The sequence below is a fragment of the Streptomyces hyderabadensis genome (genome assembly GCF_020404845.1).
In the GTDB taxonomy this organism is placed as follows: Bacteria; Actinomycetota; Actinomycetes; order Streptomycetales; family Streptomycetaceae; genus Streptomyces; species Streptomyces hyderabadensis.
The window spans coordinates 54,963-76,964 of record NZ_JAIOJZ010000004.1; the positions used below are offsets into that span (position 1 = coordinate 54,963).

Below are 22,002 nucleotides of genomic sequence, written 5' to 3' on the forward strand. Positions count from 1 at the left end.
CTCAGAACCTCGGCGCGTTCCGGGACCGCTGCACCCGCGTGGTGCGGCGGTCCTTCGCGTTCCAGCACGCCTTGTGCCAGTGCCGCCGGTCGTCGACGCCCGAGTGCGCGGGCCAGGCCACCACGTGCGGGACACCGTCCGGAATGAGCTGGTCGCACCCCGGGCAGCGGTACGACTTCCCCTGCGCGCTCGCGCCCGCCACGTGCCGTACGCTCCACTCCTCGCCCTGCCAGCTCTCCGAGGACTGCCAGCCGCCGTAGCGGCCGGAGCCGTCCTCCTCGGCGCTCCGGCCGGACGAACCGGCTCCCTTGGGTCGGTTGCGACGCGGGGACACAGGACACCTCACGGAGCTATACAGGAAGCAGGGCGGCATCAAGCCTACGCGGCACGGACACGGGTACGCGTACGCCGCCAAACACCGCAACTCCCCCGCGCGGGTTTCCGCCCGGGCCCGTGCGCCGTCCCAGGGCGGCCGATTCTGCAGACAATCCGCAAATCCCTCCGTCCGGCCGTGTCCTCGGCACGTGTCAGGCGGTTATGCCGTGTGGGGGAGCTCCACGTCGGGGCCGAGGAAGCAGGAAAAGGCAATGCGCGTAGGAAGTTTCGTGTTGGGGGCCCAGTTCCCGGGCCAGGGCCAGGGGGAGGCGCTGCACCGCGCGGTCCGCTCGGCCGAGGTCGCCGAGGAGGCCGGGCTCGACGCGGTCTGGCTGGCCGAACACCACTTCGTGCCGTACGGCACGTGTCCGTCGGCCGTGACCCTGGCCGCGCTGCTGCTGGGCCGCACCCGGCGCATCCGGGTCGGCACCGCGGTGAGTGTGCTGCCCACCGTCCACCCCGTGGCGCTCGGCGAGCAGGCCGCGCTGCTGCACGTCACCAGCGGCGGCCGCTTCTCGCTGGGCGTGGGCCGCGGCGGCCCGTGGGTGGACCTGGAGGTGTTCGGCACCGGCCTCGAGGCGTACGAGAAGGGTTTCCCGGACTCGCTCGACCTGCTGCTGCGCTGGCTGCGCGAACCGTCCGTCGGCGCCTCGGGGGACCGCTTCCGGTTCCGCGAGGTGCCCGTGGTGCCGCGCCCCTCGGAGTCCCTGTCGGAGGAGCCGGGCCCGGAGGTCGTCGTCGCCTGCACCTCGCCGTCGAGCGTGCGCCTGGCGGCCGAGCGGGGGCTGGCGATGCTCCTCGGGATGCACGTCGGCGACGAGGAGAAGGCGGAGATGGTCGCCCTGTGGCGCCGTCACGCCCGCGCGGCCGGCCACCCGGCGGCGCGGGTCCACGGCGCGGCGCACGTCTCGGCCGGCGTCTGCCAGATCGCGGACCGGCGCACGGACGCGGCGGAGACCCTGCTCAAGGCGATGCCGGGCTGGCTGCGGCAGGGCCTGGGCGCGCATGTCACGGTGGACGGCCGGGAGCGGCGGATGCGCGACCCGCACGCCTACACCGAACTGCTCTGCGGGCTGCACCCGGTGGGCACGCCCCGGCTGTGCGCGGACCGGCTGGCGGCGACCGGCGAGCGGACCGGCATCTCCCGCTTCGCCCTGCTCGTCGAGGGGTCGGGAGACCTCGCGGCGACCGAGGAGAACGTACGGCGGCTCGGGGCCGAGGTACTCCCCCAGCTCCGCTGAGCCGGCGGCCGGGGAGCTTGCCGCTCCGGTACAGAACTGCACCTCCCACGTACGGAGCGGCAAGCGGATGCTCTGGTGGCCGTCAGCAGTCGCGCAGTTCCGGCGACTGGTTCAGCAACTGGCTGCGCACCGAGGTGAACTTGGCCAGCGTCTCGTCGACAGCGGAGTCCAACGGGAACACCGCCACCCGGTGGCAGTTCTGGAAGGCCAGCCGCACCCCGAAGTGCCGCTGCAGTGCACCGCGTATGGCGTCACTCGCGAGCGCACGCAGGAGCTGGCCGCGCGCCTGCTCGTCCGGCGGGGGCGTCTGGTTGTCGGCGAAGGCTCCGCCGTCGACCTTCAGCTGTGCCACCAGGGAGCTGACCATCTCCCATGCGTAGGGCAGGGAGGTCCGGACGCAGTCGACGAAGTCTGCTTCGTCGACCTCGCCTCGCTCGGCCTGTTCGAGTAGGGCCGGTGAGACGTCGAGCGACATGGGTTCTCCTCTCGCACCCCCGACCAGCAGGGGTTGCCGGACAGTTAAGGGAGTGCGCGATTCCGAACACGCTGCGTACACAGTTCGCGACCTCCCGTTCAATACCGTAAGCAACCGATCGTGACGGCACCAGGAGAATGCCCAGATGGACACCATCCGGTAGGCCCACAATCGGCCAGTGGGCACAACGGGGCCAATGGGAGAAGTGGGACAGCGCGCCCGGTGCCCGGGTACGGGCGAATCGCGCCGGGCCGGGCCCGTCGAGTAGCGTTGCCGACCATGCGTCTCGTCATTGCCCGCTGCTCCGTCGACTACGCCGGACGGCTCACCGCCCACCTGCCCTCGGCCCCCCGGCTGATCCTGGTCAAGGCGGACGGCAGCGTCTCGATCCACGCCGACGACCGGGCCTACAAGCCCCTCAACTGGATGTCGCCGCCCTGCACCCTGAAGGAGGGCACGGGCGAGGAGGAGGGCGTCTGGACCGTCGTCAACAAGGCGGGCGAGAAGCTCATCATCACGATGGAGGAGATCCTGCACGACTCCTCGCACGAACTCGGCGTCGATCCGGGCCTGATCAAGGACGGCGTGGAAGCACACCTCCAGGAGCTGCTCGCCGATCGCATCGACACCCTCGGCGAGGGCTACACCCTCATCCGCCGCGAGTACATGACCGCCATCGGCCCGGTCGACATCCTGTGCCGGGACGCCCAGGGCGGGACCGTCGCGGTCGAGATCAAGCGGCGCGGCGAGATCGACGGCGTGGAGCAACTCACCCGCTACCTGGAGCTGTTGAACCGCGATCCGCATCTCGCCCCGGTGCGCGGCGTCTTCGCCGCCCAGGAGATCAAGCCGCAGGCCCGCGTGCTGGCCACGGACCGCGGCATCGGCTGCCAGGTGCTGGACTACGACGCGCTGCGCGGCATCGAGGACGACAAGCTGCGGCTGTTCTGAGGGCGCCCACGTACGACGACGTGAGCAGGGCCGGGTCCGTGCGGCGGAACCGGCCCTGCTGTGTTGTCGCCTTCCCCGGCGGGCTCAGACGATCCGGCCCTCCGCGGGGTCGTCGGAACCGGCCGAAGTGCCGGTCCCGGCGCCCGTGCCGCTCTGCGCGGCGGTGGGGGTGTCCACCGGGGAACTGGCGGCCGTGGGCGTGATGGTGTCGGCGGCGCTGGTGGAGGTCTCCGGGGACGTGGTGCCGGTCTCGTCGTCCGTCGGCTCCGGGCTGGTGGGCTCGCTGCTCGTGGGGTCGGGCGGCGGCTCGCTCGACGACGGGGGCGGCGAACTGGAGGTGCTCGGCGGGGAACTCGGCGACTTGCTCGGCTCGTCCGGCGAGCCCGGGTCGTCGGGGCTCTCGTCGTCGCCGGGTCCGGTGCTCTCGCCCGTGCCGCTGGTACCGCTCGGCCCCTGCGAAGGCTCCCCCGACTCCGTGGCCGTCGGGGCGTCCGAGGTGCCGGGGGTGGCGGAGCCGGTCGGGCCGCCGGGCGTCTCCTGGTCCTTGCCGTCGTCCGAGGGCCGGTCCGCGCCCAGACTGCCGTCGTCGATGCCCTGGCTGGCCGACGGGTTGACGCCGACCTCGTTGGAGGGATCGCCGGGGTCGTTCTCGGACGTGGCCCCCAGGGTCACCACCGTGCCGAGCACGGCGACGAGCAGCGCGCCCGCTCCGGCGGCCACCAGGTTCCGCCGCGCGAAGCCCTTGATGCCGCCGACGACCGTGCGGGACGGCTCCTCCTCGGGCTCCCGGCGGGTGACCAGGGTGGGGGACTGCGGCGGCGGCTGGAGCGGCGGGAAGGGGGCGGGAACGCCCGCGGACGGCGACGCCGATTCCTCGTTGCGGGCGTCGGGCACCTCCTCCCCCACCGTCGGACCGAGCCCGGCGCCGACGACACCGAGTCCGGCGGCGGGCGCCGCCGCGCCGAACGCACCCGCGCCGCTGCCCAGGCCCGGCGTGTCACCGGTGCGGTCGGCGACCAGCGCGAGGGCGCGGCGGCCCGCCACGGCGCCGCGCTTGTCGGAGAGCGCGCCGCGCAGCCCGATGGAGGCCTCCAGCTCGGCGCGCGCCCGGTCCAGCTGGTCCTCGCACAGCGCGAGGACGCCCAGCTCGTGGTGGAAGTAGGCCTGCTCGGCGACGTCACCGGCGAGCCGGGAGGCCTCGGTGCCCGAGCGCAGCGCCCGCTGCCAGGCGCTCCAGTGCAGTCCGGCGGCGAAGGCGGGCGCCGCGGTGCGGGCCAGCTGGACGGCGGGGCTCTCGGCGTCGTCCGCGGCCGGGGTCGTCGCCGGCACCAGCACGGCGAGGGCGGCCAGGACGGCGTCGGCCTCGGCGCACACCCGCTCCGGGGTGACCGAGGGGTGCCCGGCCCACCAGGCGTAGTGCTGGGCCGCGGCCCGCGCCCGCTCCGGCAGGGCGTCGGCGTACCCGGCGCTCTCCAGCTGGGTGAGCACCCCGGCGGCGAGCCGGTAGCGGGAGCCGACCGGGGAGACCAGTCCGCAGTCGGCCAGCTCGCCGAGGGCGGCGTCCGCGTGGGTGTCGCCGACCAGGGCGGGCAGGTGCGCCTGGTGCGGCACCTCGCCGCCGAGCGCGACGGCGAACTCCAGGGTGGCGCGGGCGGACGCGCTCAGCCGGGAGGCGAGCAGCGGTGCGGGCGCGGCGGCCTCGCCGAGGGAGGGCAGCGGTACGTCGTCGGCGGCCTCGCCGGCGTCGTAGGGGGTGTCGTCGGCCGGGCGGGCGGCGGCGAAGACGCCGAACTCGTCGACGGCGTCGGCGCCGGCCCGCTCCCGGTCCCGGCGGCGCAGCAGGGCACCGGCCTGGACGAAGCGCAGGGGCAGGCCCTCGGACTCGAACCAGAGGTCGCCGGCCCAGTTGGCCTCCTCCTCAGTGAGCGAGCGCCCGGCGGCGCGCTCCAGCAGTTCCACGCCGTCCGCGCGGTCCAGGCCGGTGAGGAAGACCTCCTCGACGGCCGAGTCGGCGGAGGGTGCGGCCACTTCCGGGGTGGCGCCGATGAGCCAGGCGCACTCGGGGGTGGCGTCCAGGAGTTCGTCGAGGGCGGTGCCGCCCAGCTCGACGTCGTCCAGGACCACGACCGCGCCCACCTCGCGCAGGTGCCGGAGGAGCTCCGTCCGGTCCGGGCGGTGCAGGGGCGCGCTGTGGACGGCGTGGAAGAGGTCGTGGAGCAGGTCGTCGGCGGTGCGGTGGTGGCCGTTCAGCCGGACGACGCCGTCGGGCGCCAGGCCCGCGCAGTCCTCGGCGACGACGTCGAGGAGGCTGGTGCGGCCGGAGCCCGCGGGGCCGGTGAGGCGGACGGAGCGGCCGCGGGCGAGCAGCCGCACCAGGCGTTCGCGTTCGTCCTCGCGGGCCAGCAGGCCGAGGACGGTGCGGACCGGTCCCGGCGGTACGGGCGGCCGTGCGGCGCGCTCCGCCTCGGCGCGTTCGGCCGCGGTGAGCTTCTCGGGGCGGGCGGGCCGCTCCGTGGGCGGGCAGACCTCGATCTCGCTGCCGTCGACGGGGTTGACGGTGAGCAGGAAGTCGCCGGACACCACCTGCGCCGTGCGGGCGAGCGCGGGCGCGTGCTGTCCGAAGTCGGAGGTGAGGGGGTCCCTGTGCGGGCGCGGGCGCGGCGCCTGGTGGTCGCCGTCCTGGCCGTGCTCCTCAGGGCCCCGGTTGTTCGGGTCCATTGGTTCAAGCCCCCCAAAAGCGTCGTGTGCAGGGCCCCGGCAGGGACCACCCTCCCGGCCCTGTGCCGCACACCGCGCTGTCGCTTCTGGTCCGGGCCCGCCGGCGGGTTTGCAAAGGCAGCGGGCAGCCAGACCCTAAACCTTCGCCCAGTATCTCCGACAGTCCGGGGTCCCGGACGGCCCGAGAGGTCACGGTCTCGTGAGGATTGCGTGTGTCGGAGGTGTGAACCTTCACTCACACGCGGGGCAGGGTCTCCACACCGATGCCGCCCTCGATGGCGAGGATCCGGTGCAGCCGGGTGGCCACCAGCAGGCGCTGCATCTGCGGCGGCACACCGCGCAGCACCAGCCGCCGCCCGCAGCGGCCGGCCCGCCGGTGGGCTCCCATGATCACGCCGAGCCCGGTGGCGTCCCAGGAGTCCAGCTCTGACAGGTCGAGCACCAGGTCGCCGACTCCGTCGTCGACGGCCGAGTGCAGGACCGTACGGGCGTCCGCCGCGCTGCGGACGTCGAGGCGGCCCCCGACGACCAGCTCGACGTGGTCGCCCCTGATGTGCATATGCGCTCCCCGGCGTGCGTCTTCTTCGTCGTCTTCTTCGTCTTGGCGTTGCGTTGCGCGCGTTGTGGTCTCTCGGCGATATCAGGCACTGCACCCTCTGACTGGCCGAAACGACCGGAGGTTGCCGTCTGTAAGCGAACCGATACCGAATTCACTCCGGCGTGTGATGTCTGCCGGGGCTGAGGTGACCTCAGTGCTTGTAGAAGCCCTGCCCGCTCTTGCGGCCGATGTCACCGGCGTCCACCATCCGGCGCATCAGCTCCGGCGGGGCGAACTTCTCGTCCTGGGACTCGGTGTAGATGTTGCCCGTGGCGTGCAGCAGGATGTCGACGCCCGTCAGGTCGGCGGTGGCCAGCGGTCCCATGGCGTGGCCGAAGCCCAGCTTGCAGGCGAGGTCGATGTCCTCGGCGGTGGCGACGCCCGACTCGTACAGCTTCGCGGCCTCGACGACGAGGGCGGAGATGAGCCGGGTGGTCACGAAACCGGCGACGTCGCGGTTGACGACGATGCAGGTCTTGCCGGTGGACTCGGCGAACTCGCGTGCGGTGGCGAGTGTTTCGTCACTGGTCTTGTAGCCGCGCACCAGCTCGCACAGCTGCATCATCGGGACCGGCGAGAAGAAGTGGGTGCCGACGACCCGCTCGGGGCGCTCCGTCACGGCCGCGATCTTGGTGATCGGGATCGCGGAGGTGTTGGACGCGAGGATCGCCCCGTCCTTCACCAGCTTGTCCAGGGTACGGAAGATCTCGTGCTTGACTTCCAGCTTCTCGAAGACGGCCTCGACGACGACGTCCGCGTCGGCGGCGGCGTCCAGGTCGGTGGTCGCGGTGATGCGCCCGAGCGCGGCGTCGGCGTCGTCGGCGGTGAGCTTCCCCTTGGCGACGAACTTGTCGTACGACGCCTTGATGCCGTCGGTGCCGCGCCGCAGCGCCTCGTCGGTGACGTCGCGCAGGACGACGTCCCAGCCCGCCTGCGCGGAGACCTGGGCGATGCCGGACCCCATGAGACCGGCTCCGATGACGGCGAGCTTCCGTGCCACTGTGCGACTCCCCTGATGCGCGCTGATTCTCGTCTCTCGGCCGGAGATTAGCGGGCGTGAGGCGCTGTGTGACCGGTTAGTAACGCGCGTCACGTCTCAAATGACGGACGTCACACCGGGGGCTGCCATTCGGGTGTCACCGCGCGCCTCGTACGGCGTAGTTGAGCACCTTCTCGCTCAGCAGCTCCTCCATCTCGTCCAGCAGCAGGAGCGTCTCGCGGGAGACCTCGGAGGGTTTGCCGCCGGCGACCATGCGGTGGCCGATCTCCACCATCACCGTGCCGTGCAGCCAGTTGATCTGACCCGCCATCAGGGTGGGCAGCGGGTCCTCGGCCGGGGCGCCGGTCTCCTCCCGGAGGGTCTTCTCCAGGTTGACCAGGACCTCCTGGCCGATGGCCCACATCCGGGACCGCAGGGCCGGCGACTCGTGCACGACCTTCATGAACGCGGCGTACCCGGCCATCAGGCCGATCCGCGGCGACACCGACTCGACCTCGTCGCGCAGCTCGCGCAGGACCGCGTACGCCGCCGACTCCCCGTCGCGCCGTCCGCGCACCCAGCGCGACAGCCGGTCGACGACGCCCTTGGAGCGGTCGAGGAACAGGTCCTCCTTGGCCGGGAAGTAGTTGTAGACGGTGTTGACGGAGACGTTCGCGGCGTCGGCGACCTCCGCCACCGTCACGGCCTCGAAACCGCGCTCCAGGAACAGCCCCGTGGCGACATCCGAGATGTACTGCCGGGTCTGCCGCTTCTTCCGTTCCCTGAGTCCCTCGGCCATGCCCGCCATCCTAGCTGCGCAAATGCCATTGGCTGGTGTGCCTGAAAACTTGGTGTCATTGCAAAATTTCAGCGGCTCTGTTTTTCTGGACGCATGGCAATCATCAGTACGGCCGGGCTGGCCCGTACCTTCACGACCAAGCGCGGTCCCGTCGAGGCGGTGCGCGGCATCGACCTGACCGTCCGCGAGGGCGAGATCCTGGGCTTCCTGGGCCCCAACGGCGCCGGCAAGACCACCACCCTGCGGATGCTCACGACCCTGCTCGCCCCCACCGGCGGCGCGGCCACCGTGGCCGGGCACGACCTGGCGACCGACCCGGCCGGGGTGCGCGCGGCCTGCGGGTACGTGGCGCAGTCGGGCGGAGTGGACACCCAGATCACCGTGCGGGAGGAGCTGGTCACCCAGGGCCGCCTGTACCGCCTGTCCAGGGCGCGGGCCGCCGAGCGCGCCGAGGAGCTGGCCCGCGACCTGGGCCTCACCGAGCTGCTCGACCGCAAGTGCGGCGCGCTCTCCGGCGGGCAGCGGCGCCGGCTGGACATCGCGATGGCGCTCACCCACCGCCCGAAGGTGCTCTTCCTGGACGAGCCGACGACGGGACTCGACCCGGGCAGCCGCGCCGACCTGTGGGACCTGGTCCGCGCCCTGCGCGACGCGCACGGCACCACGGTCTTCCTGACCACCCACTACCTGGACGAGGCCGACGCCCTCTCCGACCGCCTGGTGGTCGTGGACGGCGGCGTGGTGGTCGCCGAGGGCACGCCCGCCGCCCTGAAGCAGGAGTACGGCGGCGCGCCGGACGCCTCGCTCCAGGACACCTTCCTGGCCGTCACCGGCCGCAGCGCCGCTCCGGCGGACCCCGCCCCCGTAGCCGTCTGACACCCCTGGGAACCCACACCGATGCTGCTCCACGACACCGGCCTCGTCTACGGCCGCTATCTGCGCCAGTCCCTGCGCTCCCGCTTCGCGCTGCTCTTCGGCGTGCTGATGCCGTTGCTGTACCTGCTCTTCTTCGGACCGCTGCTGACCGACCTGCCGCTCGGCGGGCGGGGCAGCTCCTGGCAGGTGCTGGTCCCCGGTCTGCTGCTGCAACTCGGCCTGTTCGGCGCCTCCTTCGCCGGGTTCTCGATCATCATCGAGAACGGCCAGGGGGTGGTCGAGCGGATGCGGGTCACGCCCGTCAGCCGCCTGGCGCTGCTGCTCGGGCGGGTGCTGCGGGACGCCACCGTCTTCGCCTTCCAGGCGGTGCTGCTGGTGCTGGCAGCCGTGCTGATGGGCCTGCGCGCGCCGCTGCCCGGGGTGCTGATCGGCTTCGCGTTCGTCGCCCTGCTCACCGTCTCGCTGGCCTCGCTGTCGTACGCGCTGGCGATGAAGGTCCGCACCCCGCAGGAGTTCGGCCCGACGATCAACGCCCTGACCATGCCGTCGATGCTGCTGTCCGGCCTGATGCTGCCGATGACCCTGGGCCCGGCGTGGCTGGACGTGCTCTCGCACCTGATGCCGTTCCGCTATCTGGTCGACGCGGTGCGGGACGCCTACGTCGGCTCCTACGCGACGGCACACATGCTGTACGGCGTCCTGGTCGCCCTGGGCTTCACCGCACTGGCCGTGACGGTGGGCACACGCGTGTTCCGGACGGCGGGCGCGTAACTACGCTGGCCCCATGGTCAACCTGACGCGCATCTACACCCGGACCGGCGACCAGGGCACCACCGCCCTCGGCGACATGAGCCGGGTCCCCAAGACCGACCTGAGGATCTCCGCGTACGCCGACGCCAACGAGGCGAACGCGGTGATCGGTACCGCCATCGCGCTGGGCGGCCTGTCCGAGGAGGTCGTCAAGGTCCTCGTCCGCGTCCAGAACGACCTGTTCGACGTGGGCGCGGACCTGTCGACGCCGGTGGTGGAGAACCCGGAGTACCCGCCCCTGCGGGTCGAGCAGTTCTACATCGACAAGCTGGAGGCGGACTGCGACCGCTACCTGGCCGAGGTGGACAAGCTCCGCTCCTTCATCCTCCCCGGCGGCACCCCCGGCGCGGCCCTGCTGCACCAGGCGTGCACGGTGGTCCGGCGGGCGGAGCGCTCCACGTGGGCGGCGCTGGAGGTCCACGGCGAGACGATGAACCCGCTCACCGCGACCTACCTCAACCGCCTCTCCGACCTCCTGTTCATCCTGGCCCGGGTGGCCAACAAGGAGGTCGGCGACGTGCTGTGGGTGCCGGGCGGGGAACGCTGAGCGCTCCGCGAGGAGGGGCGTGACGGCCGTCGGTCGCCTACCGCCTCGTCGTGGCTGATCGCGCAGTTCCCCGCGCCCCTTCGGGGGCGCCCTCCCCTGCCTCTGTCACCGACATGCCCGCCGGGCCCCTCTTCGGCCAGATCAGGTACGTCAGGGCGATCAGGCCGTGGATGCCGACGACGCGCAGGGCCGTCCACTGGAAGGAGCGCAGCGACGAGACGTCGCCCTCGTCGCCGACGTACCAGACCGCGCCCTGGAGCAGCGCGCAGGCCACCGCGGCGCCCAGCAGCGTGCGCAGCCACAGCCGGCCCTCGTGCCGCGCCCGGGGCATGCCGTAGCGCGGGGGTTTGACCGGCGGCGGGCCGCCGGCCAGGCGGTGGGCGGCGTGGCCGTCGAGCCAGCGGATCGTGTAGTGGCCGTAGGCGACGGTGTAGCCGATGTACAGCGCGGCCAGACCGTGCTCCCAGCCGGGTTCGGCGCCGTTCTTCAGGTCCCACGCCGTCACGGCGAACAGGACCAGTTCCAGCACCGGCTCGCACAGCAGCAGGAACACGCTGGTGCGCCGCCACTTCAGCAGGTAGCGGGCGCCCAGGCCGAGGGCCAGCAGCACCCAGAAGCCGACCTCGCAGGCGATGATCAACGCGACGACCACGACGCACTCCCTTCGTTCACCCTTCCAGGCTCCCGTCGGAATCCGCCGTGGTCGTCGTCGGCGGTGACGAACCTCCGGTACATCGAAAGATGCAGTGCCGGACCCTTCCCGGGGATCAGGCGGGCGGGGCGCGGGCCGTGTTGGATGGTGGCATGGCCGCACGACTCCCCCGCCCGCGCCGCTTCGACGCGTACGCCGCGTCGGCCGGACTGCTGGGCGGGCTGCTGCTGTGGGGCATCGGCCTGGGCGTACGGCCGGCCGACGAGCCGATCGTGCTGTTCGACGGCCGCTGGCCGCTGCTGGTCCCGCTCGCCGTCATGGCGGGCTGCGAGCTGCTGCGCCGGGCGGCACCGCGCACCGGGCTGCTGATCGGCACCGCCGCGCTGATCGCGGACACGCTCACCCAGGGCAGCCTGGTCACGGTGATCATGTACACCGACCTGATGTACGCCGCCGTGCTCTACGGTCCGCCCGCCTCGGCCCGCCGCATCCCGTGGATCACCGGGCTGCTCACCGTGGCCGGCACCGTCGTGCCGTTCGCGCTGTGGCGGGTGCCCGAGGCGCTGCTCGTCGGCGTCGCCGTCGGCATCGTGTCCTTCGCGCCGGCCTCCACGGGGCTCATCGTCCGCAACCACCGGGAGGCCGCCGACGCCGCCCTGCTGCGGGCCGAGCAGACCGCGCTGCTCGCCGAGATGGACCGGGTCCAGGCGGTGACGGCGGAGCGCTCCCGGATGGCCCGCGAGCTGCACGACATGGTCGCCAACCACCTCTCCGCGATCGCCATCCACTCCACGGCCGCGCTCTCCCTGGACGACGCGGCGACCACCCGACAGGCGCTCGGGGTGATCCGGGAGAACAGCGTCGAGGGACTGGCCGAGATGCGCCGCCTGATCGGCATCCTGCGGGACAGCGGCGGGGACACGGAACCGGCCCCCGCCCCCACCCTGGACGGGCTCGGCGCACTGGTCGACGGCGCCCGCGCCAACGGCCTCGACGTCACCCTCGACGCCGACCCCGGCGACCACCTGCCGGCGCCGGTCGAGCTGGCCGCGTACCGGATCGTGCAGGAGTCGCTCACCAACGCGCTCAAGCACGCCTCGCCGGGCACCGTCCGGGTCCGGCTCGACCGGCACGACGACGCCCTGCGGGTCGAGGTGACCAGCCCCTGCGGCGACCGGGACACCCCGCGCGCCCCCGGTTCCGGCGCCGGTCTGGTCGGGATGCGGGAGCGGGCCGCGCTGCTGCACGGCACGTTCGAGGCCGGGGCGGTGGCGGACCCCGGCCCGGTGGGCGGCAAGATCTGGGCCGTGCGCGCCGCGCTGCCCCTGACCGAAGGAGACCTCGCATGATCCGCGTCCTCGTCGCCGAGGACCAGTCCGCCGTGCGCGCGGGGCTGGTGCTGATCCTGGGCAGCGCGCCGGACATCGAGGTGGTCGGGGAGGCCGCGGACGGCGAGCAGGCGGTGGCGCTGGCCCGGGAGCTGCGTCCCGACCTGGTGCTGATGGACGTGCAGATGCCGCGCCTGGACGGCGTGTCGGCGACCCGGATCGTGGTCGGGGAGCAGCTCGCCGACGTCCTGGTGCTGACCACCTTCGACCTGGACGAGTACGTCTTCGGGGCGCTGCGGGCGGGGGCCGCCGGGTTCCTGCTGAAGAACACCGACGCCAAGGACCTGATCGCGGCCGTGCGCACGGTGGCGGGCGGCGAGGGCATCGTGGCCCCGGCGGTCACCCGGCGGCTGATCGCCGAGTTCGCCGCGAAGCCGGTGCGGGAGCCGACCGCGGACCCGGCGGTACTGCGGGACCTGACCCGGCGTGAGCGCGAGGTGCTGTCCTGTCTCGGCGAGGGGCTGTCCAACGCCGCGGTCGCGGAGCGTCTCGACATGGCGGAGGCCACGGTGAAGACGCACGTCAGCCGGCTGCTGGGCAAGCTGGGGCTGCGCAGCAGGGTGCAAGCGGCGGTGCTGGCGCAGGAGTTGGGGATCTAGTTTCCCCTCTCCAGTACCGGCTCAACCACTGCTCACCACATTGGTCCAGACCTATTGACCTATGGTCCAGACCTTTCTATTCTCGCCGCACTGCGGGCATGAGGCTCAGTCATGCCCTCGACAACATCCCCATATAAGGAGGCGCACATGCGCTTCAGACACAAAGCCGCGGCACTCGCAGCGACCCTGGCGCTTCCCCTCGCCGGCCTGGTCGGCCTCGCGAGCCCGGCCCAGGCCGCCGCGAGCGCGACGGCCACCTTCGAGAAGACCTCGGACTGGGGCACGGGCTTCGGCGGCAAGTGGACGGTGAAGAACACCGGCACCACCTCCCTCAGCTCCTGGACCGTCGAGTGGGACTTCCCCTCCGGCACCAAGGTCACCTCCGCCTGGGACGCCACCGTCACCAACTCCGCCGACCACTGGACCGCCAAGAACGTCGGCTGGAACGGGACGCTCGCCCCCGGCGCCTCGGTCTCCTTCGGCTTCAACGGCAGCGGCCCCGGTTCCCCGTCCAACTGCAAGCTCAACGGCGGCAGCTGCGACGGCACCTCCGTCCCCGGCGACGAGGCCCCCTCCGCGCCCGGCACGCCCACCGCCTCCGACATCACCGACACCTCGGTGAAGCTGTCCTGGTCGGCGGCCACCGACGACAAGGGCATCAAGAACTACGACGTCCTGCGGGACGGCGCGAAGGTCGCCACCGTCACCGGCACCACCTACACCGACACCGGGCTGACCAAGGGCACCGCCTACTCGTACAGCGTCAAGGCCCGCGACACCGGCGACCAGACCGGCCCGGCCAGCGGTTCCGTGAAGGTCACCACGACCGGCGGGGACGGCGGCAACCCCGGCACCGGTGACGAGGTCAAGATGGGCTACTTCACCAACTGGGGCGTCTACGGGCGCAACTACCACGTGAAGAACCTGGTCACCTCCGGCTCCGCCGACAAGATCACGCACATCAACTACGCCTTCGGCAACGTCCAGGGCGGCAAGTGCACCATCGGCGACGCCTACGCCGACTACGACAAGGCGTACACCGCCGACCAGTCCGTCGACGGCGTTGCCGACACCTGGGACCAGCCGCTGCGCGGCAACTTCAACCAGCTGCGCAAGCTGAAGGCCAAGTACCCGAACATCAAGATCCTCTACTCCTTCGGCGGCTGGACCTGGTCCGGCGGCTTCCCGGACGCCGTGAAGAACGCGGCCGCGTTCGCGAAGTCCTGCCACGACCTGGTCGAGGACCCGCGCTGGGCCGACGTCTTCGACGGGATCGACCTGGACTGGGAGTACCCGAACGCCTGCGGTCTCAGCTGTGACGAGACCAGCGCCCCGAACGCCTTCAGCACCATGATGAAGGCCATGCGCGCCGAGTTCGGCCAGGACTACCTGATCACCGCGGCCGTCACCGCCGACGGCTCGGACGGCGGCAAGATCGACGCCGCCGACTACGGCGAGGCCTCGAAGTACATCGACTGGTACAACGTGATGACGTACGACTTCTTCGGCGCCTGGGCGAAGAACGGCCCGACCGCTCCGCACTCGCCGCTGACCGCGTACGACGGCATCCCGCAGCAGGGCTTCAACACCGCCGACGCGATGGCGAAGTTCAAGTCCAAGGGCGTCCCGGCCGACAAGCTGCTGATCGGCATCGGCTTCTACGGCCGCGGCTGGACCGGCGTCACGCAGTCCGCGCCCGGCGGCACCGCCACCGGCCCGGCGACCGGCACCTACGAGGCGGGCATCGAGGACTACAAGGTCCTCAAGAACAGCTGCCCGGCCACCGGCACCGTCGCCGGCACCGCCTACGCCCACTGCGGCTCCAACTGGTGGTCCTACGACACCCCGGCCACCATCAAGTCCAAGATGGACTGGGCGGAGCAGCAGGGCCTCGGCGGCGCCTTCTTCTGGGAGTTCAGCGGCGACACCACGAACGGCGAACTGGTGAGCGCCATCGACAGCGGCCTGAAGTAGATATCAAGGGCCACAGGCCCTAAGCGACATTGACGCTCCCCCAGACTTCGTCCGGGGGGACCCCCAACCAGCGAGTGAATGTGGCTACGCCACATTCACTCGCTGTCCGGGCGGGGCTGCTTCCAGCCACGCGAGGAATCCGGTCAGCGCGTCTTCGCTCATCGCCAGTTCGAGCCGTGTGCCCCGGTGCAGGCAGGCCAGGACCACGGCGTCGGAGAGCAACGCCAGCTCCTCCTCCCCGTCCGGCACCCGGCGGCCGGCCACCTCGATCGCGGAGCGTTCGAGCACGCGGCGCGGGCGGGGGGAGTACGAGAAGACGCGGTACCACTCGACCCGGTCGCCGTTGTAGCGGGCCACCCCGTAGGCCCAGCCCTTGCCGTCGGTGGTGTCGCCCTCCTTGGGGGCGTCCCAGCGCAGGGAGCAGTCGAAGGTGCCGCCCGAGCGCTGGATCAGCCGCCGGCGCAGACCGAAGACGAAGAGCCCGATCACCACCAGGGCCACCACGATTCCGCACACAGTCAGAGCGAGGGCCATCGACACCGACCTCCTCGTCTCCTAGGTAACGGAACGGAAAAACACCCGGATCTGCCTCAGCCGCGGCCGGGTCCGGATGGCTCCGGTCCCAGCCGCGGCTGAGTGACGTCATGGCACGACGCTATCGCACTGTGCTGTGGATCAGCGTCCCGCCGCCGCGCGCAGTCGGACGTCCGCGCGGCGCTCGGCGTGGGCGTCGCCCTCCGCCTTCGCCTGTTCGAGCTTCCGCTCGGCGCGGTGGACGTCGATCTCGTCCGACAGCTCGGCGACCTCGGCCAGCAGCGACAGCTTGTTGTCGGCGAACGAGATGAAACCGCCGTGCACCGCGGCGACGACCGTCCCGCCGTCACTCGTACGAATGGTCACCGGGCCCGACTCCAGCACACCGAGCAGCGGCTGGTGACCGGGCATGACGCCGATGTCGCCGGACGTGGTGCGCGCGACGACCAGGGTGGCCTCGCCGGACCAGACCTCTCGGTCGGCCGCGACCAGCGCGACGTGCAGCTCAGCAGCCAAGGTGGCTCCTCGGGTCACCACCCGGCGGGAGAGCCGGGTGTTGGTTACAAGTCTAAGGGGCGTGCCGGAGGGGACGGGACGCGCCCGCCCCCTCCGGGTGGTGAACCGTGCGGCTCACCGCGAGCCGGGGCTCAGGAGACGCCCAGCTCCTTGGCGTTGTTCTTCAGGTCCTCGATGCCACCGCACATGAAGAACGCCTGCTCCGGGAAGTGGTCGTACTCGCCGTCGCAGATCGCGTTGAAGGCCGCGATCGACTCGTCCAGCGGGACGTCCGACCCGTCGACGCCGGTGAACTGCTTGGCGACGTGGGTGTTCTGGGAGAGGAAGCGCTCCACGCGACGGGCGCGGTGGACGACGAGCTTGTCCTCCTCGCCCAGCTCGTCGATACCGAGGATCGCGATGATGTCCTGCAGGTCCTTGTACTTCTGCAGGATGTTCTTCACGCGCATCGCGGCCTGGTAGTGGTCCGCCGCGATGTACCGCGGGTCGAGGATGCGGGACGTCGAGTCCAGCGGGTCCACGGCCGGGTAGATGCCCTTCTCGGAGATCGGACGGGAGAGCACCGTCGTCGCGTCGAGGTGGGCGAAGGTGGTGGCCGGGGCCGGGTCGGTCAGGTCGTCCGCGGGGACGTAGATCGCCTGCATCGAGGTGATCGAGTGACCACGGGTCGAGGTGATGCGCTCCTGGAGGAGACCCATCTCGTCGGCCAGGTTCGGCTGGTAGCCCACCGCGGAGGGCATGCGGCCGAGCAGGGTCGACACCTCGGAGCCCGCCTGGGTGAAGCGGAAGATGTTGTCGATGAAGAACAGCACGTCCTGCTTCTGGACGTCGCGGAAGTACTCGGCCATGGTCAGGCCGGCCAGCGCGACGCGCAGACGGGTGCCCGGCGGCTCGTCCATCTGACCGAAGACGAGCGCGGTCTTGTCGATGACGCCCGACTCGCTCATCTCGTCGATGAGGTCGTTGCCCTCACGGGTGCGCTCACCGACACCGGCGAACACCGACACACCGTCGTGGTTGTTGGCGACGCGGTAGATCATCTCCTGGATGAGCACCGTCTTGCCGACGCCGGCGCCGCCGAACAGACCGATCTTGCCGCCCTTGACGTACGGGGTCAGCAGGTCGATGACCTTGATGCCGGTCTCGAACATCTCGGTCTTCGACTCGAGCTCGTCGAAGTTCGGGGCCTTGCGGTGGATCGGCCAGCGCTCGCCGTCGTACTGCTCGTCGACGTTGAGGACCTCGCCGAGGGTGTTGAACACCTTGCCCTTGGTGAAGTCGCCGACCGGGACGGAGATGGCCGCGCCCGTGTCGGTCACCGGGGCCTGGCGGACCAGGCCGTCGGTGGGCTGCATGGAGATGGCGCGGACCAGGCCGTCGCCGAGGTGCTGGGCGACCTCCAGGGTCAGCGTCTTGAGCTCACCCTCCTTGGCCGGGTCGGCGACCTCGACGTGCAGTGCGTTGTAGATGTCCGGCATCGCGTCGACGGGGAACTCCACGTCGACGACCGGGCCGATGACCCGGGCGACACGGCCCGTGGCCGTCGCGGTCTCAACAGTGGTGGTCATTAGTTGTCACTCCCCGCGTTCGCGTCGGCCAGGGCACTGGCGCCACCGACGATCTCGCTGATTTCCTGGGTGATTTCGGCCTGGCGGGCCGCGTTGGCAAGACGGGAGAGCGTGTTGATCAGCTCGCCCGCGTTGTCGGTGGCCGACTTCATCGCGCGCCGGGTGGCGGCGTGCTTGGAGGCAGCCGACTGCAGCAGAGCGTTGTAGATGCGGCTTTCGACGTAGCGCGGCAGCAGGGCGTCGAGGACGTCCTCCGCCGACGGCTCGAAGTCGTACAGCGGAAGGATCTCGTCCTTCGTCGTCGACTCCTGCGCGACCTCTTCGAGGCTCAGCGGCAGCAGCCGGGAGTCGACCGCCGTCTGCGTCATCATCGAGACGAACTCGGTGTAGACGATGTGGAGCTCGTCCACGCCGCCCTCGGCCGTGTCCTTCTCGATGGCCTCGATCAGCGGCGCCGCGACCTTCTTGGCGTCCGCGTACGTCGGCTCGTCGGTGAAGCCCGCGAACGACTCCGCGACCTTGCGCTCGCGGAAGTTGTAGTGGGCCAGACCGCGCCGGCCGACGATGTACGTGTCGACCTGGCGGCCCGCACGCTCGAGGCGCTCGGTCAGCTGCTCCGCCGCCTTGATGGCGTTGGAGTTGAAGGCGCCGGCCAGACCGCGGTCGCTCGTGAGGAGCAGGACCGCGGCACGGCTCGGGCTGTCCGCCTCCGTGGTGAGCGGGTGCTTCGTGTTCGACCCGGTCCCGACCGCCGTGACCGCGCGGGTGAGCTCCCGCGCGTACGGCGTGGAGGCCGCCACCTTGCGCTGCGCCTTGACGACGCGCGAGGCGGCGATCATCTCCATCGCCTTGGTGATCTTCTTGGTCGCGGTGACGGATCGGATGCGACGCTTGTAGACCCGGAGCTGGGCTCCCATGAGTCAGGTCCCTTCCTTACGTCACTTGGCGACGGACGGGGCGTCCTCGCCGAGCAGCTTGCCGTCCGAGGTCTCGAACTGCTTCTTGAACGCCGCGATGGCGTCGGCCACGGCCTGCAGGGTGTCGTCGGACATCTTGCCGCCCTCGCGGATGGAGGTCATGAGGCCCTGCTCCTGGCGGTGCAGGTACTCCAGCAGCTCCTTCTCGAAGCGGCGGATGTCGCCGACCGGCACCTCGTCCATCTTGCCGGTGGTGCCGGCCCAGACGGAGACGACCTGGTCCTCGGTGGCCATCGGCTGGTACTGGTCCTGCTTCAGCAGCTCGACCATCCGCTGACCGCGCTCCAGCTGCGACTTCGACGCGGCGTCCAGGTCGGAACCGAAGGCGGCGAACGCCTCCAGCTCACGGAACTGGGCGAGGTCCACGCGGAGCCGGCCGGAGACCTGCTTCATGGCCTTGTGCTGGGCGGAGCCACCGACGCGGGAGACCGAGATACCGACGTTCAGGGCCGGGCGCTGACCGGCGTTGAACAGGTCGGACTCCAGGAAGCACTGGCCGTCGGTGATGGAGATGACGTTGGTCGGGATGAACGCCGACACGTCGTTGGCCTTGGTCTCGACGATCGGCAGACCGGTCATCGAGCCCGCGCCCTCGGCGTCGGAGAGCTTCGCGCAGCGCTCCAGCAGACGGGAGTGCAGGTAGAAGACGTCACCCGGGTAGGCCTCACGGCCCGGCGGGCGGCGCAGCAGCAGCGACACGGCGCGGTAGGCGTCGGCCTGCTTCGACAGGTCGTCGAAGATGATCAGGACGTGCTTGCCCTCGTACATCCACTGCTGGCCGATGGCCGAGCCGGTGTACGGCGCCAGGTACTTGAAGCCGGCCGGGTCGGACGCCGGGGCGGCCACGATGGTCGTGTACTCCAGCGCGCCGTTCTCCTCCAGCGCGCCGCGCACGGACGCGATGGTGGAGCCCTTCTGGCCGATGGCGACGTAGATGCAGCGGACCTGCTTGTTCGGGTCGCCGGTGCGCCAGTTGTCGCGCTGGTTGATGATCGTGTCGACGGCCAGGGCGGTCTTGCCGGTCTGGCGGTCGCCGATGATCAGCTGGCGCTGGCCGCGGCCGATCGGGGTCATGGCGTCGACGGCCTTGTAGCCCGTCTCCATCGGCTCGTGCACCGACTTGCGCTGCATGACCGTGGGGGCCTGCAGTTCGAGGGCGCGGCGACCGGACGTCTCGATCTCGCCGAGGCCGTCGATCGGGTTGCCGAGGGGGTCGACGACGCGGCCGAGGTAGCCCTCGCCGACGGCCACGGAGAGGACCTCACCGGTACGCGAGACCGGCTGCCCCTCCTCGATGCCGCTGAACTCACCGAGGACGATGGCACCGATCTCGCGCTCCTCGAGGTTGAGGGCGAGGCCGAGGGTGCCGTCCTCGAACTTCAGCAGTTCGTTGGCCATGGCCGAGGGCAGGCCCTCGACCTTCGCGATGCCGTCGCCGGCAAGGGTGACCGTACCGACCTCCTCGCGCGAGGCCGCGTCCGGCTTGTACGACTGGACGAAGTTCTCCAGTGCGTCCCGGATCTCCTCCGGCCGGATCGTGAGCTCCGCCATCTGAGTTCCCTGCTCTCCTTGTTGGGCCCGAAGTTTCACTTGGGGGGTATTCCACGAGTCGGGACTCCCCCCAATGAGAGGTGAATCCTCTGCACGGCCCAACCAGGGCCGTCGTAAGTACGTACTGCTACTGCTCTGTTACTGCTGTGCTGTTGTCGCGATCGCCGTCGCGGGAGCGTCAGCTCGCCAGCCGGCGGCCGGCGTCCTCCAGGCGGTCCGCGATGGAGCCGTTGATGACCTCGTCACCGACCTGCACCCGGATCCCGCCGAGGACCTCGGGGTCCACGTCGAGGTTGAGGTGCATCGGACGGCCGTAGACCTTCGCGAGGGCCGCGCCGAGGCGCTGCTTCTGCGTGTCGCTCAGCGGCACCGCCGAGGTGACCACGGCGACCATCCGGTCGCGCCGGTCGGCGGCGAGCTTGGACAGGGACTCCAGTCCCGACTCCAGGCTACGTCCCCGCGGCGCGGTGACAAGGCGCGTCACCAGACGCTCGGTGGTCCGCTCCGCCCGGCCGCCGAGCAGTTCGCGCAGCAGCTCGCCCTTGGCCGCGGTGCTGGCCGACCGGCTGGTGAGCGCGGCGCGCAGCTCGGTGCTGGAGGAGACGATCCGGCCGAACCGGAACAGCTCGTCCTCGACGTTGTCGAGCCGGCTCCGCTTCTGGGCGGCGGTGAGGTCGGCGGTGTTCGCCAGCTCCTCCAGCGCGTCCACCAGGTCGCGGGACTGCGACCAGCGGCTGCGCACCAGGCCGGCCACCAGGTCGAGGGTCTGGCCGCTGACCTGGGTGCCGAGGAGACGCTGGGCCAGCTCGGCCTTGGCCTCGCCGGACTGCGCCGGGTCGGTCAGGACCCGACGCAGCGACACCTCGCGGTGGAGCAGCGCGGTGACGGCGGCCAGCTCGTCGGCGAGCGAGCCGGCGTCGACAGACGTGGAGTCCGTCAGCGCGTCGAGACGCTCACGCGCGGCGGCCAGAGCCTCGCGGCTCGCTCCGTGCATCCCACTCATCGGGTTGCCTCTGCCGTCGTCGCCTTGTCGTCCAGCTCATCCAGGAAGCGGTCGATCACACGGCTCTGGCGGGCGTGGTCCTCGAGGGACTCGCCGACCAGCTTGCCGGCCAGCTCGGTGGCCAGCTTGCCGACGTCCTGGCGCAGCGCGGACGCGGCGGCCTTGCGGTCGGCCTGGATCTGGGCGTGACCGGCGGCGATGATCTCCTCACGCTGCCGCTGGCCTTCCGCGCGCATCTCGGCGATGAGCGTGGCGCCCTGCTCCTGCGCCTCCTGACGCAGTCGCGCGGCCTCGTGCCGGGCCTCGGCGAGCTGGGCCTTGTACTGCTCAAGGACGCTCTGGGCCTCGGTCTGCGCGGCCTCGGCCTTCTCGATACCGCCCTCGATGGCCTCGCGACGCTCTTCCAGAACCTTGTTGATGTTCGGGAGGAGCTTCTTGGCGAGGAAGCCGAAGACGATGACGAAAGCGATGAGGCCGATGACAACTTCCGGCCACGGCGGAATGAGGGGATTCTCCTTCTCACCCTCAGCCGCCAGGAAAACCAGGGCGGAGTTCACATCAGTGCCTTTCGTCGAAAGGGTCGGTCGTCAGTGCTCGTCTTAGTAGACGAACGGCATGACGAGACCGATGAGGGCGAGCGCCTCACAGAACGCGAAGCCCAGGATCTGGTTGGCGCGGATCAGACCGGCCGCCTCGGGCTGGCGGGCGAGGGCCTGGGTGCCGTTGCCGAAGATGATGCCGACGCCGACGCCGGGGCCAATGGCCGCCAGGCCGTAACCGACGGAGCTGAGCGAACCTTCGACGGCAGCAAGGGTCTGGGACATGCCAGTTCTTCCTTCTCTTTACGGACCGGTGGGGGTTGGCCACCGGA

The 22,002-nt window shown here is 71.1% G+C and carries 23 protein-coding genes; 8 read left to right on the forward strand and 15 right to left on the reverse strand.

Annotation, left to right across the window (positions count from 1 at the left end; all coding sequences use genetic code 11):
* Position 1 precedes the first annotated feature (1 nt).
* A complete protein-coding gene (locus K7854_RS05040; RefSeq protein ID WP_159328426.1) occupies positions 2-334 on the reverse strand; it encodes an Rv1322 family protein in 333 nt (110 codons plus the stop codon).
* Positions 335-587: 253 nt separating this feature from the next.
* On the opposite strand from K7854_RS05040, the gene K7854_RS05045 reads away from it, so the two are divergent.
* On the forward strand, positions 588-1,616 hold the full coding sequence (locus K7854_RS05045) for an LLM class flavin-dependent oxidoreductase (RefSeq protein WP_226025129.1): 1,029 nt from the start codon (positions 588-590) through the stop codon (positions 1,614-1,616).
* 82 nt (positions 1,617-1,698) lie between these two features.
* Here the strand turns inward: K7854_RS05045 and K7854_RS05050 are convergent, their stop codons facing one another.
* Positions 1,699-2,091, reverse strand: a complete 393-nt coding sequence (locus K7854_RS05050; RefSeq protein WP_226025130.1) for an SCO5389 family protein — start codon at positions 2,089-2,091, stop codon at positions 1,699-1,701.
* A gap of 279 nt (positions 2,092-2,370) precedes the next feature.
* Between K7854_RS05050 and nucS the strand changes: the two genes are divergently transcribed.
* Positions 2,371-3,042, forward strand: a complete 672-nt coding sequence (gene nucS, locus K7854_RS05055; protein ID WP_052840652.1) for an endonuclease NucS — start codon at positions 2,371-2,373, stop codon at positions 3,040-3,042.
* An 84-nt stretch (positions 3,043-3,126) separates the two neighbouring features.
* Here nucS and K7854_RS05060 read toward each other — a convergent pair whose 3' ends face one another.
* The 4 genes from K7854_RS05060 to K7854_RS05075 all read right to left on the reverse strand — a co-directional run bounded on the left by K7854_RS05060 (position 3,127) and on the right by K7854_RS05075 (position 8,136).
* Positions 3,127-5,760 carry an ATP-binding protein gene (locus K7854_RS05060; RefSeq protein WP_226025131.1) on the reverse strand — a complete coding sequence of 878 codons (2,634 nt, stop codon included), beginning with the start codon at positions 5,758-5,760 and terminating at the stop codon, positions 3,127-3,129.
* Between the two features lie 235 nt (positions 5,761-5,995).
* Positions 5,996-6,319: an STAS domain-containing protein gene (locus K7854_RS05065; protein WP_003973611.1), complete on the reverse strand. Its 324-nt coding sequence runs from the start codon at positions 6,317-6,319 to the stop codon at positions 5,996-5,998.
* A gap of 190 nt (positions 6,320-6,509) precedes the next feature.
* The gene (locus tag K7854_RS05070; protein WP_226025132.1) at positions 6,510-7,358 is read right to left on the reverse strand and encodes a 3-hydroxyacyl-CoA dehydrogenase family protein; all 849 of its coding nucleotides are present in this window, start codon (positions 7,356-7,358) and stop codon (positions 6,510-6,512) included.
* A 136-nt stretch (positions 7,359-7,494) separates the two neighbouring features.
* Positions 7,495-8,136 (reverse strand): TetR/AcrR family transcriptional regulator, encoded by a 642-nt coding sequence (locus K7854_RS05075; RefSeq protein WP_226025133.1) that lies wholly within the window; start codon positions 8,134-8,136, stop codon positions 7,495-7,497.
* Positions 8,137-8,229: 93 nt separating this feature from the next.
* Here K7854_RS05075 and K7854_RS05080 point away from each other — a divergent pair, with 93 nt between their 5' ends.
* The 3 genes from K7854_RS05080 to K7854_RS05090 are packed head-to-tail and all read left to right on the forward strand — an operon-like array spanning position 8,230 to position 10,369.
* Positions 8,230-9,012: an ABC transporter ATP-binding protein gene (locus K7854_RS05080; RefSeq protein ID WP_226025134.1), complete on the forward strand. Its 783-nt coding sequence runs from the start codon at positions 8,230-8,232 to the stop codon at positions 9,010-9,012.
* A 21-nt stretch (positions 9,013-9,033) separates the two neighbouring features.
* Positions 9,034-9,783: an ABC transporter permease gene (locus K7854_RS05085; protein WP_226025135.1), complete on the forward strand. Its 750-nt coding sequence runs from the start codon at positions 9,034-9,036 to the stop codon at positions 9,781-9,783.
* Positions 9,784-9,796: 13 nt separating this feature from the next.
* A complete protein-coding gene (locus tag K7854_RS05090) occupies positions 9,797-10,369 on the forward strand; it encodes a cob(I)yrinic acid a,c-diamide adenosyltransferase (protein WP_226025136.1) in 573 nt (190 codons plus the stop codon).
* A 37-nt stretch (positions 10,370-10,406) separates the two neighbouring features.
* On the opposite strand, the gene K7854_RS05095 is transcribed toward K7854_RS05090, so the two are convergent.
* Complete coding sequence (locus K7854_RS05095; protein ID WP_226025137.1) at positions 10,407-11,021, reverse strand: hypothetical protein; 615 nt, start codon at positions 11,019-11,021, stop codon at positions 10,407-10,409.
* Between the two features lie 152 nt (positions 11,022-11,173).
* On the opposite strand from K7854_RS05095, the gene K7854_RS05100 reads away from it, so the two are divergent.
* From K7854_RS05100 to K7854_RS05110, 3 genes are all read left to right on the forward strand, one after another.
* Positions 11,174-12,370, forward strand: a complete 1,197-nt coding sequence (locus K7854_RS05100) for a sensor histidine kinase (protein ID WP_226025138.1) — start codon at positions 11,174-11,176, stop codon at positions 12,368-12,370.
* Positions 12,367-13,008 carry a response regulator gene (locus tag K7854_RS05105; protein ID WP_226025139.1) on the forward strand — a complete coding sequence of 214 codons (642 nt, stop codon included), beginning with the start codon at positions 12,367-12,369 and terminating at the stop codon, positions 13,006-13,008. Before K7854_RS05100 ends, K7854_RS05105 begins: the two co-directional genes overlap by 4 nt.
* Before the next feature lie 147 nt (positions 13,009-13,155).
* Positions 13,156-14,982 carry a glycoside hydrolase family 18 chitinase gene (locus tag K7854_RS05110; protein WP_226025140.1) on the forward strand — a complete coding sequence of 609 codons (1,827 nt, stop codon included), beginning with the start codon at positions 13,156-13,158 and terminating at the stop codon, positions 14,980-14,982.
* Between the two features lie 84 nt (positions 14,983-15,066).
* On the opposite strand, the gene K7854_RS05115 is transcribed toward K7854_RS05110, so the two are convergent.
* The 8 genes from K7854_RS05115 to atpE form a co-directional block, all read right to left on the reverse strand.
* Positions 15,067-15,516 carry a DUF2550 domain-containing protein gene (locus K7854_RS05115; RefSeq protein ID WP_226025141.1) on the reverse strand — a complete coding sequence of 150 codons (450 nt, stop codon included), beginning with the start codon at positions 15,514-15,516 and terminating at the stop codon, positions 15,067-15,069.
* 141 nt (positions 15,517-15,657) lie between these two features.
* Complete coding sequence (locus tag K7854_RS05120) at positions 15,658-16,032, reverse strand: F0F1 ATP synthase subunit epsilon (protein WP_159328442.1); 375 nt, start codon at positions 16,030-16,032, stop codon at positions 15,658-15,660.
* A gap of 131 nt (positions 16,033-16,163) precedes the next feature.
* A complete protein-coding gene (gene atpD / locus K7854_RS05125) occupies positions 16,164-17,600 on the reverse strand; it encodes a F0F1 ATP synthase subunit beta (protein ID WP_226025142.1) in 1,437 nt (478 codons plus the stop codon).
* Positions 17,600-18,517, reverse strand: a complete 918-nt coding sequence (locus K7854_RS05130; RefSeq protein ID WP_226025143.1) for a F0F1 ATP synthase subunit gamma — start codon at positions 18,515-18,517, stop codon at positions 17,600-17,602. The genes atpD and K7854_RS05130 overlap by 1 nt, the downstream gene beginning before the upstream one ends.
* Positions 18,518-18,538: 21 nt before the next feature.
* Positions 18,539-20,128: a F0F1 ATP synthase subunit alpha gene (atpA, locus tag K7854_RS05135; RefSeq protein WP_226025144.1), complete on the reverse strand. Its 1,590-nt coding sequence runs from the start codon at positions 20,126-20,128 to the stop codon at positions 18,539-18,541.
* Between the two features lie 178 nt (positions 20,129-20,306).
* On the reverse strand, positions 20,307-21,122 hold the full coding sequence (locus K7854_RS05140; protein WP_226025145.1) for a F0F1 ATP synthase subunit delta: 816 nt from the start codon (positions 21,120-21,122) through the stop codon (positions 20,307-20,309).
* A 5-nt stretch (positions 21,123-21,127) separates the two neighbouring features.
* On the reverse strand, positions 21,128-21,688 hold the full coding sequence (locus K7854_RS05145) for a F0F1 ATP synthase subunit B (RefSeq protein ID WP_174256484.1): 561 nt from the start codon (positions 21,686-21,688) through the stop codon (positions 21,128-21,130).
* A 42-nt stretch (positions 21,689-21,730) separates the two neighbouring features.
* Positions 21,731-21,955, reverse strand: a complete 225-nt coding sequence (gene atpE / locus K7854_RS05150; RefSeq protein WP_030545783.1) for an ATP synthase F0 subunit C — start codon at positions 21,953-21,955, stop codon at positions 21,731-21,733.
* Positions 21,956-22,002: the final 47 nt, after the last annotated feature.